This window comes from Campylobacter vicugnae (genome assembly GCF_002139875.1).
Classification (GTDB): domain Bacteria; phylum Campylobacterota; class Campylobacteria; order Campylobacterales; family Campylobacteraceae; genus Campylobacter; species Campylobacter vicugnae.
The window spans coordinates 950,590-963,806 of the sequence record NZ_CP018793.1 but is presented as its reverse complement, the minus strand read 5'-3'; the positions used below and the strand labels follow the sequence as shown (position 1 = coordinate 963,806).

The window sequence follows — 13,217 nt, the reverse complement described above, 5'->3', positions numbered from 1 at the left end:
TTAAAATTTAGCTTCTACTCGTTGTTTATCATAGACTAAATTCACTAATATTTCTTTTTACTGGTTTTTTATTATTAGTATTTTCATAAGCTTTATTTCTATATAAATTTCTAATTTTTTCAAAATCTTCGTGTTCGTAATTATTTTTTAACATTTTTAAGTTATCACTATTTATTCCGTTTTTTTTAGCTATTTTTTCAAATTCATCTCTTGCAATCAGCATATCAGATAAAATTTCTTTAAATTCGCTTTCATTTATCTCAAAAAATTCTTTTATTTCATTAAATAATTCAATAGAAGGCAAATTTACAAAATCTATAAAATTTAAAGCGTGGCTTTGCTTTGAGTATATTATCGTATCAGGCGTAATGTCAAATGCTGGACTTAAATTCCAACTTTTTGTTTCTCTGTCATATAAAACGCCGTGATTTCTCAAATGATCATCCGTATTGCCAAATAAACCATTAAAAACCATTCTACGAAATAGCTCTTTTTTATTTTTACTATCTAATATAAAAGCCAAATCGACATAGCTTTTTTCATCACTTGTTTCACTCTCTTTAACCCCTAAAAGCGTCATTGCTGATTTATATGGTATTCTCTCATTTCCTATCCTATCAAATCTTTCAACTAATAAAGCAGTTCCTTTTATCGTTTCATAAAGTTGTGTTTTACAAACATTGATTTTTGCTATTTTTGCCACTTCTAACATAGTTTGTTCGCATTTTGAAATTTGCTTATATTCATCTTTGATTGATGGAAATTTGGCGATATAAAGTTTGTTATCTTTAAGAATGCTAGCCTTTGGTCTAGCTCCACCCAAACTCCCGCTTGGAGCTAATAAATTTTTTATATCGCTATCTAAACTTTCGCCTTCTTCTATTCTATTGGCTGATTGACAAAGTTCATTTATATTTGTTAATTTTGGAATATCAGTTTTTGAAGATACAAATTCTCCATCTCTTTTGATTCTAATAGAACCTACTCTAAAATAATCACTAACCCCAATCAAATATTCACTATTGGTAAGTTCGCTGTTTGCTTTTCTTTTTTGGATAAGTCTTCCCCATCTATCAGGACTGATATCGCAAAAGATACCCCAAAGATCTTTTGAGATAAATTCCATATCCTTGAGAGGTAAATTTGGGTCTATTTCAAATCCATTTTTTAACCATTGTTTATCATATGAAAAATAATATGTTTCGTTTTTACCTACTGCATATACTTTCATTTCTCCAATTTTGGTTTCATTATCATAAATTTCAAATAAATTTTTCATCTTACCTTTCATTTTGTTTTAGCAAAAAAGATAATAAATAATATATTGTTTTAAATGTTTTATCTCTGTTTCAAATGCAGAAATGATAAATATACACAAAATAATAATAGCTATATTTACTCTTTGCTATCTTTTTTAGTAGTAGATAATTATATCATAAAATTAACAATATTATTCTTTTTAGTGGTAGTAGTTTATTTGATAATAGAATTTTACATATAAATGAATTGTTTAAAAAATAACATATAAAATTTTGTTTTACAATTTTGAATTTTTGATATTTTTTATAAAAATATAATACTCACCCCTTTTCATTTTTCTTTTTTTATAAGAAAGGTCTTATGAACATTAACCTAATTTAACAATACATAATAAACAACTGATTATATATTATATTTAGTAAATATATAATTAATAAATCAAAATAATATAATTTTTTAATTTATTTATATTTTTTAATCTATTAAAATATATGCTATAATCTGTGTTTTAATTGGTAGTTGAGTATTAATAAGTTTCAATAAATAAAGTTATTAATTAGGTCATTATTAAAGTTGGATAATCTATAGATATAGTTAAATAGGTATTTTATTGAGTGTATGCTAATTCTGGTAAACCCACCACTTAATATCTTATATCTATTCAAATCCTTTTTTCTTTATTCAATATAAAATAGATTTTTTTAAAATCTTCGTGTTCATAATTATTTTTAACATTTTTAAGTTATTGCTATTTATTTTATTTTTCTTAGATATTTTCTCAAATTCATCTAGGCTAGCTCCATCTAAGCTTCTACTTAAAGCTAATAAATTTTGTATATAGCTATTTAAGCTTTGACCCAATCAAGCTCTTAACCCCATATATACGGCTTTTTATGGAATTTTAATTTTATCTAAATATTTTAATTCTTTTAAATTTCAAATTTGGAACACCATTTGCTTATACTCCTACAACTTTAAATTTTTAAGAAAAGGACTTAAAGATGAGTTTTAGAATTAACACTAACATCGCAGCTATGAATGCACATGCAAATGCTGTAGTAAATGATAGAGCGCTTAGTAGCTCACTTGGTCGCCTAAGCTCAGGCCTTAGAATCCAAACAGCAGCTGATGATGCTTCTGGTATGGCAATTGCAGATAGCTTAAGAAGTCAAGCTAACTCGCTAGGTCAAGCAATTGCTAATGCAAATGATGCTGTAGGTATCATCCAAACTGCAGATAAAGCTATGGATGAACAGATTAAAATACTTGATACTATTAAAACTAAAGCTATCCAAGCAGCACAAGATGGTCAAAATAGTGACTCTAGAAGAGCACTTCAAAATGATATTAGCAGACTACTTGAAGAGCTAGATATGATAGCTACTACTACAAGCTTTAATGGCCAACAACTACTAAATGGAAATTTCTCAAACAAAAACTTCCAAATTGGTGCTTATAGTAATGAAACAGCTAAAGTAAGTATAGGTGCTACAAACTCAAATACTATTGGGCATACTAGGTTTGAGACAATTTGTAATATTGCAGTATCTCATTTTTCAACAATAAGTGGATTCACTATAAAACTCAGTGGTATAGATGGATATCCTGGTGGCTATGTATTTCAAAAAATCGTTTCAAATGTAATGCAAACTGATGGTCTTAAAGCAATTGCTGAGATGATGAACGGCGTAAGCGATTTAACTGGTGTAAAAGCTAAAGTTAATAATACTCAAATTTTTAGTGATACTGTATCTGTAGGTACTATTAAAAATTTAACAATTAACGGCGTAACTATTGGTAATATCACAGTTAAAGCTAGTGATAGTGATAATGTATTAATCGGTGCAATCAATGCTAAAAAAGATGAAACCGGTGTAGAGGCAAGCATTCAAAATGGTCGCTTAGTTTTAGCTGCTAAAGATGGTAGAGTTATTAGGGTTGGAGCTCTTTCTGGAGCTAGCTTTATGGGTGGAGATATGACTGGTGCATCAAATGGATCTGCTGGAGGTGGTGTTGCTTTCATGGGTTCTTTGACATTTATCCGCCAAGATGCTAGAGATATTAAAATAGGTATAGATGGCTTATCTACAATGTCTGGATTTACTAATGCTGCTGCCATGATTAGTACAGCTTCTATAGCATCTGAAGCGTATAATCAAGCCAGTGTAAATTTAAAATATATGAACTCAGGAACTATTAGCTACAATATGGCAAAAGCGATGGGATATTTTGAAGGTGGTTTCTCAAATGTATATAGCACACCTGATCAAGTAGGTGGTGTAAATAGTTATGGTGGTGCTCAATCTATGATAGATGTAGCTGAATCAGCTAGAAAGACTCTAGATAAGATTAGAGCAGACCTAGGTTCGGTGCAAAATCAGCTAATTGCTACTATAAACAACATAAGCGTAACTCAAGTAAATGTAAAATCAGCCGAATCACAAATAAGGGATGTGGATTTTGCTAGTGAGAGTGCTACATTCTCCAAACATAATATCCTAGCTCAAAGCGGAAGCTACGCTATGAGTCAGGCCAATGCTGTACAGCAAAATATCTTAAAACTTCTACAGTAGAGTTGGTGAGTTAATATAATTATTCTATAAAGTAGTGATAATTAAATTTAAGATTATCACGCTCATTGTATCTGCTTAAGTTTAAAGATATTATGCTAAGAAATTGGATCGCAATGATATACTCTACTTGCGGTGTGCGGTCGTCCGTAGAGTGCTTAATACAACTCGCACAAAACTCATTAAACTTTACAAGTCCTTTTTACCTCTGGATACCAGAGGTAAAATATCTTGTACTTCTCAAATTTTTTAAATTCAGCTATAATTAAAACTTTAAATCTAAAAGAGTATGATAAATGATAGATATATTAAGCCTTATAGGTAGAGATGAGCCCCTTTTTAGTTCTGATATGGCTAGAGTGGATACAGAGCTAAAAGATATAGTAAATCAATCTAAATTTTTAGTAGTTGGTGGAGCTGGAAGTATCGGCTCAGCTGTGGTTAAAGAGATATTTGCTAGAGAGCCAAAAACCCTTGATGTAGTTGATATTAGTGAAAATAATCTAGTAGAGCTAGTGCGTGATATTAGAAGTAGCTATGGCTATATAAGTGGAGAGTTTGCTACATATGCTATTGATGCTGGTTCGCAGATATTTAATAAGCTTATATCTAGCAATGAGTATGATTATGTATTAAATTTAAGTGCGTTAAAGCATGTAAGAAGCGAAAAAGATCCATATACTCTAATGCGATTAATCCAAACAAATATATTTAATAGCGATGAGATGATGAAAAAATCCAAGCGATACTTTACTGTAAGTAGCGATAAGGCTGCCAATCCAGCCAATATGATGGGAGCTAGTAAGAGAATTATGGAGATGTATGCCTTTTATAGATCTAGTGTAACTCCAGTTAGTATGGCTAGGTTTGCTAATGTAGCATTTAGCGATGGGAGCTTGCTATATGGGTTTGAGCAAAGGATGAGAAAACTTCAGCCAATAGTGGCTCCAAATGATGTGCGTAGATACTTTATCACTCCTAAAGAAAGTGGCGAGCTATGTTTGATTAGTGCTATATATGGAAGTAATCGTGATATATTTTTCCCAAAATTAGATAAGAGATTAAATTTAATCAAATTTAGCGATATAGCAATTAAATATCTAAATGCTAAAGGCTATGAGCCATATATATGCGAAGATGAGAACGAAGCTAGAGCCAAAGCCAAAGAGCTAGCAAAGGCTAAAAAGTGGGCCTGTCTATTTAGCAGTAGTGATACGACAGGGGAGAAAGATTATGAAGAGTTCTACACCGGTAGCGAAAAGCTAGATATGGATAGATTTGATACTATTGGCGTGATAGAAAATGATGTGATAAATAACGCAGAAAATTTAGAAATATTCAAACAAAATATAAAAGCTATGATATATGATAATAAATTTGATAAAAATGCGATAATGACAGAGTTTATGAGAGTTTTACCTGAGTTTAATCATATAGAAAAAGGTAGGTATCTAGATGGAAAAATGTAGTAATAAATATAGCAAACCAAGATGTGAAGAGATAGTAAGATTTATCAAAAATGAGTATAACCGTAAAAAAATCCCCCTTCATGAGCCAAGACTTTTAGGTAGAGAGATGGAGTATCTATGGAGATGTATAGATACTGGATATGTCTCTAGCGTGGGGGAATTTGTCGTAGATGTAGAAAAAGATATAGCTAGTTATACAGGGGCTAAATATGCTGTAGCTATGTGTAGCGGTACAGCAGCACTACATATGGCGCTAATGTGTGCTGGAGTAAAGGCTGATGATGAGGTGATAACTCAGCCCTTGAGTTTTGTAGCGACTGCTAATGCTATTAGCTATTTGGGGGCTAGTCCTATATTTGTTGATGTGGATATGGAGACTATGGGAATGAGTCCTAAGAGCTTAAGTGATTTTTTAGATTTGCATTGTGTTAAAAGATATGGTAAATGCTATAATAAACATACTAATAAGCATATAAGTGCATGTGTGCCTATGCATACTTTTGGGATGGTGTGTCAAATAGATGAGATAGCTCAGATATGCCAGTCGTGGGGGATTATGCTTATAGAAGATGCTGCTGAGGGTATAGGAAGCAAATATAAAGATATTCATTGTGGTAGGTTTGGTCTAGCTGGAGTATTTTCATTTAATGGTAATAAGGTTATAACAAGTGGCGGTGGCGGTATGTTAATTACTGATGATGAAGCACTAGCAAAAAGAGCCAAACATCTAAGCACAACTGCTAAAATCCCACACCTATATGAGTATGACCATGATGAAATAGGCTATAACTATAGAATGCCAAATCTCAATGCAGCACTACTAAAAGCTCAAATAGAAAATCTAGATTTATGCCTAATGAGTAAAAGACGACAAGCAGAACGATATGCGAAGTTTTTTGAGACGATGGGGATAAAGTTTATAAATGAACCTATAGAGTGTAATAGCAACTACTGGCTAATGGGTATAATCTTAGAAGATAGAAGTAAGCGTGATGAGCTGCTAGAGTTTGCCAATGATAATGATGTGATGATGCGCCCAGCGTGGAAGTTGCTAAGCCAATTAAAGATGTATAAAAACTGTATGAAAGATTCCAATCAAAACGCCAAATATCTTGTAGATAGAATCGTATGCCTTCCTAGTGGAGTGCTTAGCTAAAATAAATTATAATAGCTATGGCTTTGTAGTATTAATGCATTTATTTTAATTGCTAAGAGTGAGCTATAAAGTAGTGCTTAGGCTTTTGTGTAACACAATATTTAAAATTTACATTTATTTTTATATTTTTAGCTAAAAAATATCCAAATTTAGCTAAAATGGGTGGAAAATTTTTTAAAGGTAACTTTATGATATATAAAATTTTAATTGCCAATCGTGGTGAAATCGCTGTTAGAATTGTTAGGGCGTGTAAAGATTTACATATCAAAAATGTAGCTATCTACACAGAACCAGATAAAGACTCTTTACATGTAAAAGTTGCTGATGAGGCATATGAGATAGGCAAAGACCCAATCAAAGGCTATTTAGATGCTGCTAGAATAGTAGAAGTAGCTAAGGCGTGTGGTGCTGATGCTATACATCCTGGATATGGATTTTTAAGTGAAAATTATGAATTTGCTAAGATGGTTGAAGATGCTGGTCTTACATTTATTGGGCCAAAATCTGAAGTTATTTTAAAAATGGGTAATAAAAATATCGCTAGAAATCTAATGCATAAAAATGGTATTCCAGTTGTGCCAGGTACTGAAGCGTTAAATAAAGAGAGTATTGAAACTATAAAATTAGAAGCTGAAAAAATAGGCTATCCAGTAATCTTAAAAGCAAGCGGCGGCGGCGGCGGTCGTGGTATTAGAGAGGTATGGGATCCTAAAGATTTAGAAAGTAGTTATGAGAGTTGCAAAAGAGAGGCTAAGGCGTTTTTTAATAACGATGAAGTCTTTATGGAGAAGTTAATTGTAAAACCAAGGCATATTGAATTTCAAATTTTAGGTGATAATTATGGTAATTTAATTCACCTTTGTGAGCGTGATTGCTCTATTCAAAGACGCCACCAAAAGGTGATTGAGATTGCGCCATGTCCTACTATTAGTGAGGATTTGCGTAAGAGAATGGGTGTGGCCGCAGTTGCAGCAGCTAAGGCTGTAGGATATACTAATGCTGGTACAATTGAGTTTTTGCTAGATGATTATAATAATTTTTATTTTATGGAGATGAATACAAGAATTCAAGTAGAACACGGCGTAACTGAAGAGATTGTGGGCGTAGATCTAATCTCTAGGCAAATTCGCATTGCTTCAGGGGAAATTCTAGATATAGACCAAACAGAGGTTAAACCTCAAGGTGTAGCTATAGAAGCTAGGATTACAGCTGAAAATGTATGGAAAAACTTCGCTCCAAGTCCAGGCAAAATCACAGGCTACTTTCCAGCTCTTGGCCCAGGAGTAAGGGTAGATAGCCATATGTATCAAGGATATTCTATACCGCCATTTTATGATTCACTTGTAGCTAAGCTAATAGTAAAAGCTAGAAGTTATGATTTAGCAGTAAGCAAGCTTGAGCGTGCTTTAGATGAATTTACAATTGAAGGTGTTAGAACTACATTGCCATTTCTTTTAGCTATATCTAAAAGAAGACACTTTAGAAGAGGGTTTTTTGATACTAGCTATATTGAAGAGAGACTTCAAGATATTTTAGAAAATACTCATGATCACAATCAAGAGAACAAAGAAGAGGTAATTGCAGCTATTACAGCAGCAATTCAAAAGGTAAAATCTAGTAGAGAAAATGGGTAGTTTATGGATTTTTTAGATAGTTTAAAAGAGATAAAAGGCCAGATGGTTAAAGAGCAAAAGGCTCAAGCCCCAGTTTCAAAACCAAAGCCAAATCCAAATAGAGATGAATTCAAAGATATATTCATAGAGTCTCAAGAACCAGCCGATAAAGAGGCTAGGCTAAGAGATGAGTTTATGGAATTTATCAAATATTCGGATATTAAAAAACTTGACTGAGATTGAATTTAGCACCCTTGATACGCCATGTGCGTATCTTAAGGGTCGTTCTTCTAGAAGTAGCTATAAATATATTTATGAAGCGTCATATGCTTATAATTCTGCTTTAGTAGAGCATGGTTATAGAAGATTTGGCAAGTATTTTTCCAAGCCAATTTGCAAAGATTGCAATGAGTGCAAAAGCTTAAGAATAGACGCTCAAAAATTTAAATTCACCAAAAGCCTAAAAAGAGTAATTCGCAAAAATAAAGATGCTGGTATAGAGGTTGTAGTAACTCGCCCACATCTAAGCCAAGAACATATAAATCTATATGAAAAATATCATAAATTTATGCAAAATAAGCGAGGCTGGGAGTATCATCAAATGAGTTATGAACGCTATTTTAGCGTTTATGTAGATGGTGCTGGAGAGTTTGGCTTTGAGGTGGATTATTATGATGATAATAAGCTTATTTGCGTAGATCTTATAGATATTACAAATGATGGAATTAGCTCGATTTATTGCTTTTGGGATATTGATTATGCTCATTTAAGTCTTGGTAAATACTCACTTTTAAATCAAATTTTACTAGCTAAAGCGCATAAATTGCCATGGATTTATCTAGGATTTTATGTCAAAAATTGTGAAAGCTTAGAGTATAAGAGCGACTATAAACCATATCAAATTCTAAAAGAGTATTGTGAGTTAGATGAACCTACTATTTGGGTAGATTCATAGTTTTAATGGAACGCAATTTGCTTTAAAAGCCCAAAATTAAAAGATAGGGCTTGAAATGAAGATTACACAGACATTAGAGTCAATTACTATCGTGACTGATGATTGCGATCTGTATCTAAATCTTATCTATAAAATTCGCCAAAGTTTTGCCAATGTGATTGGTACTCGTGATAGAATTATTATATTTTATAGCGAAAATGAGCTGATCCAGCGTAAATATTTGCTAAAATTTATAGCAAATTTATATAAAAAAACTGTTGGTAGCGGGGTTGAGTTTTGGCTTACTCACCATAAAAATATTAAGCTAATCTATAAAAATCCAACTTCACTACAGGTGTTAATAGATATAGATATTAAATTTGAAAACTCAAAGGTGCTATTTGATCTTAAAAATAGTGAAGAGCTATTTGCTAAGTATCTAATGCGTGGATTTAATGATGTAAATTGTGAGTATTTTCCACGCCAAAATTGGCTACTTTTCACTCCGCAAAATTTAAAAGATATAGAGAGCCTATCAAATATTATAAGTAGCAGAGAACATCTAAAATATGTAGTAAATTTCAACTATAATAAAGATGAATTTGAGAAGTTTAAACGCAGATTTAATGCGTTAAATTCCAAAGAGTATAAGCGTAGATTTACTATGTTAGCTACTCTTTTAGAAGAGCATTTTCATACTCTTGGATGTGAAGTTGGAGATGATTATGAGACGGTGCGAACTAGCTACTTGAATTTAACTAAAGTCTATCACCCAGATCGTCATACGACTAAATCAGATGAAATTCAAAAAAACTATACAGATAAATTTCAAAAAATAGGCCTAGCCTATGAAGCTCTTAAGCCATATTTTCAAGAGCAAAGAAAATTTATAAACTCATAAGGACAAATATGAAATTAGGTGTAAATATCGACCATATAGCAGTACTTAGACAAGCAAGACAGGTAAATGATCCAGATATATTAAATGCTATGTATATAGCTGTTAGTGCTGGAGCTGATCAGATAACTATACATTTACGAGAAGATCGCAGACATATAGATGATATCGATACGCAAAATATTATAAATCTTTGCCCTATACCAGTCAATCTAGAGTGTGCTACAGCTATTACTGATATAGTAGTAGATTTACGCCCGCACCGTGCTACATTAGTACCAGAAAAAAGAGAAGAGCTAACTACTGAAGGCGGTCTAAATTTAAATAGCCCAGAGCTAGTATCAAGCATAAATGCAATGAATAGAGCAAATATTGATGTATCGCTATTTATAGATCCAAATTTAGATGATATAAAAGCAACTAAACATCTAGGTGTTAATACTATTGAGTTGCATACAGGAAGCTTTGCTAATGCCTATTTAATGGCTTATTCTAATATTTCAAAAACTAAATTTAGCATTAAATCTATTGAAAATCAAGATGCTAAAGAGCTTTTAAAAATTGAATTTAATAGATTAAAAACCGCAGCCAAATTTGCTAAAAACTTAGGTTTAAAGGTAGCAGCTGGTCATGGATTAAACTATCAAAATGTAGGATTAATCGCTGGTATTTCAGAGATTTTTGAGCTAAATATCGGTCAAAGTATTATAGCGCGTTCGGTTTTTACAGGGCTTAATCAAGCTATAAAAGATATGAAAAGGTTAATTAATGAAGCCTAAAATTGCAATAAGTGTAGGTGATATAAATGGCGTAGGTATAGAGATTGCATTAAAAAGCCATAAAAAAATAAGCCAAATTTGCAATCCAATATATTTTATAAACTCAAAGCTACTTAGCCGTGCTGCTAAGCTTTTAAATATCTATATTCCAGATGATTTTAAGATTTATGAGTGTGGAGATGATTTTGAGATTAAACCAGGTAAGGTGAGTAAAAAAAGTGGAAAATTCTCATTTATTAGCTTTGAAAATGCTCTAAATTTCACAGCCAAGGGAAGAGCTGATGCATTAGTAACTTTGCCTATTAATAAAGAGAGTTGGAAAAAGGCTAAGATTCCATATAAAGGCCATACTGATGCACTTAGTGATTATTTTGATCGTGATGCGATTATGATGCTTGGGTGTGATGAGTTATATGTGGCTTTATTTAGCGATCATATCGGGTTAAAAGATGTTAGCAAAAAGATTAAATTTAAATCTATAAAGAAGTTTTTACTAAACTTTTACTATTCGAGTAAATTTGAAAAAGTAGGAGTTTTAGGATTTAATCCACACGCAAGCGATAATGGAACTATTGGAGGCAAAGAGGAGATAGAGATAAAAATGGCCATAGAGGCTGTAAATGCTACTCTTGGTAAGCCTATTTTTACTGGACCTCTTGTGCCTGATGCGGCATTTACACCTAATTCTCTTAAATCTATAAATCGCTTAGTAGCTATGTATCATGATATCGGTCTTGCGCCATTAAAGGCCTTGTATTTTGATAGTTCGATTAATGTAAGTTTAAATTTGCCAATTATTCGAACAAGCGTAGATCACGGAACTGCTTTTGATATTGCATATCAATCTAAAGCAAGCGTAAAAAGCTATATAGAATCAATCAAATATTGCGTAAATTCAGTCAAAATTCAAGCCTAAAAAGCTAAAATAAAAGAAAATTTGGAGGTATTGCTTGGGTAGGGATAATATATTTTTTACTTCGATTTTTATTATTTCCTTAGTTGTCTTTTTTGTGTGGGGATATGGATATATATCTAGTCATCATTTAATCTTTTTTATTTTAGCTAGTGTTTTTGGTCTTTTTATGGCCTTTAATATTGGTGGTAATGATGTTGCGAATGCATTTGGTACAAGCGTAGGGGCTAAAACTCTTACTATTAAACAAGCACTGATTATAGCAGCTGTGTTTGAGTTAAGCGGTGCTATATTTGCTGGTGCAGAGGTTACAAACACTATTAGAAGTGGTATAGTTACACTGCCAAATAATGGCGATATAAATCCTATGATATTTGCTGCGGTTATGCTTTCAGCTCTTATGAGTGCTGGAATTTGGCTATTTATAGCGACTAAAAAGGGCTTGCCAGTATCTACTACTCATGCTATTGTAGGTGGTATCGTAGGTTCTGGTCTTATGATGGGATATATATATTACAATGATGGCAATACCTTAAATATGGTTAAATGGAGTTCTATAGGTAGTATTGCTGTTAGCTGGGTATTATCTCCTCTTATGGGTGGAGTTATTGCTTATATAGTTTTTGGCTATATTAAGTCTAAAATCATCACACCAAGCATAGAGTTGCAATCTCAGATAAAAGCTATTAAAGCTCAAAAAAGAAGCTTTAAAGAGAGCTATATCAATGAACTATCTAGCAAAAATGAATCTGAGCAAATTCAAGAGCTTAGAGCTATTGCTATGAGTTATGATGAAAATATCATTGGCAAAGGGCCATTTAGAGATAAAATTAAAGAATTTAAAAAACAAGAAAAACTAATTGATGCTATGAAGTATATGAGACTGCATATACCTATTTTAGCGGCAATTTCAGCTATGATTATCTCATCTACATTGCTATTTAAAGGGTTAAAGCATATGAATTTAACCTTTAGTGCTATTGAGACTGTATGGATTTTATGTGTTATTGGTACGGTGGCGTATTTAGTGAGCTTTTCTATAGTAAATATGATGAAAAAAGATAACCCACAAAAAGGTATTAATAGAATATTTGGCTGGTTTCAGATATTCACTGCCTCAGCTTTTGCTTTTTCTCATGGTGCAAATGATATAGCAAATGCAGTTGGGCCATTTGCTGCTATCTTAGATGTGTTAAAAAGTGGAGCTATAAATAGCACTACTGTAATTCCTACAATTGCTATGATAACATTTGGTGTAGCGCTTGTAGTTGGGTTATGGTTTTTGGGTAAAGAGGTTATCACTACTGTTGGGACAAAGCTTACTGAGATACTGCCTACGACTGGATTTAGCGCTGAATTAGCTGCTAGTATAGTTATTCTTATAGCGACTAAAATGGGTCTGCCAATTAGCTCTACGCATGTTCTTATCGGTGCGGTGCTAGGTATTGGATTATATAATCGCAATGCTAATTGGGGAATGTTAAAACCAATTGGTTTGGCTTGGATTATTACTCTACCTATTGCAATGATAGGATCAGCTATAGGATTTATCATTATAGTTAATGTTTTAGGATTGTAAATCAATCTCTTGCCTTTGCAAGAATACTCAAATTTGGAACGCTATT

At 32.4% G+C, this 13,217-nt stretch carries 11 protein-coding genes; 10 read left to right on the top strand and 1 reads right to left on the bottom strand.

Annotation, left to right across the window (positions count from 1 at the left end; all coding sequences use genetic code 11):
• Window positions 1-28 precede the first annotated feature (28 nt).
• Window positions 29-1,279 (bottom strand): type II toxin-antitoxin system HipA family toxin, encoded by a 1,251-nt coding sequence (locus CVIC12175_RS04980; protein ID WP_086302714.1) that lies wholly within the window; start codon window positions 1,277-1,279, stop codon window positions 29-31.
• A gap of 982 nt (window positions 1,280-2,261) precedes the next feature.
• Here CVIC12175_RS04980 and CVIC12175_RS04970 point away from each other — a divergent pair.
• From CVIC12175_RS04970 to CVIC12175_RS04925, 10 genes are all read left to right on the top strand, one after another.
• On the top strand, window positions 2,262-3,833 hold the full coding sequence (locus tag CVIC12175_RS04970) for a flagellin B (protein ID WP_086257223.1): 1,572 nt from the start codon (window positions 2,262-2,264) through the stop codon (window positions 3,831-3,833).
• Window positions 3,834-4,126: 293 nt separating this feature from the next.
• The gene (locus CVIC12175_RS04965; RefSeq protein ID WP_086302710.1) at window positions 4,127-5,299 is read left to right on the top strand and encodes a polysaccharide biosynthesis protein; all 1,173 of its coding nucleotides are present in this window, start codon (window positions 4,127-4,129) and stop codon (window positions 5,297-5,299) included.
• Window positions 5,286-6,455 (top strand): LegC family aminotransferase, encoded by a 1,170-nt coding sequence (locus tag CVIC12175_RS04960; RefSeq protein ID WP_086302708.1) that lies wholly within the window; start codon window positions 5,286-5,288, stop codon window positions 6,453-6,455. Before CVIC12175_RS04965 ends, CVIC12175_RS04960 begins: the two co-directional genes overlap by 14 nt.
• 188 nt (window positions 6,456-6,643) lie before the next feature.
• The gene (locus tag CVIC12175_RS04955) at window positions 6,644-8,089 is read left to right on the top strand and encodes an acetyl-CoA carboxylase subunit A (RefSeq protein WP_086247187.1); all 1,446 of its coding nucleotides are present in this window, start codon (window positions 6,644-6,646) and stop codon (window positions 8,087-8,089) included.
• Between the two features lie 3 nt (window positions 8,090-8,092).
• Entirely contained in the window at window positions 8,093-8,305 is a 213-nt protein-coding gene (locus CVIC12175_RS04950; protein ID WP_086247188.1) for a hypothetical protein, read from the top strand.
• Window positions 8,298-9,023: an arginyltransferase gene (locus CVIC12175_RS04945; RefSeq protein ID WP_086302706.1), complete on the top strand. Its 726-nt coding sequence runs from the start codon at window positions 8,298-8,300 to the stop codon at window positions 9,021-9,023. The genes CVIC12175_RS04950 and CVIC12175_RS04945 overlap by 8 nt, the downstream gene beginning before the upstream one ends.
• A gap of 55 nt (window positions 9,024-9,078) precedes the next feature.
• A complete protein-coding gene (locus CVIC12175_RS04940; RefSeq protein WP_086247190.1) occupies window positions 9,079-9,903 on the top strand; it encodes an adenylosuccinate lyase in 825 nt (274 codons plus the stop codon).
• Window positions 9,904-9,911: 8 nt separating this feature from the next.
• Window positions 9,912-10,679, top strand: coding sequence for a pyridoxine 5'-phosphate synthase (locus CVIC12175_RS04935; RefSeq protein ID WP_086315890.1), 768 nt, complete (start codon window positions 9,912-9,914; stop codon window positions 10,677-10,679).
• Window positions 10,669-11,595 (top strand): 4-hydroxythreonine-4-phosphate dehydrogenase, encoded by a 927-nt coding sequence (pdxA, locus tag CVIC12175_RS04930; protein ID WP_086247192.1) that lies wholly within the window; start codon window positions 10,669-10,671, stop codon window positions 11,593-11,595. Before CVIC12175_RS04935 ends, pdxA begins: the two co-directional genes overlap by 11 nt.
• A gap of 34 nt (window positions 11,596-11,629) precedes the next feature.
• A complete protein-coding gene (locus tag CVIC12175_RS04925) occupies window positions 11,630-13,171 on the top strand; it encodes an inorganic phosphate transporter (RefSeq protein ID WP_086257220.1) in 1,542 nt (513 codons plus the stop codon).
• The last annotated feature ends 46 nt before the right edge of the window (window positions 13,172-13,217 follow it).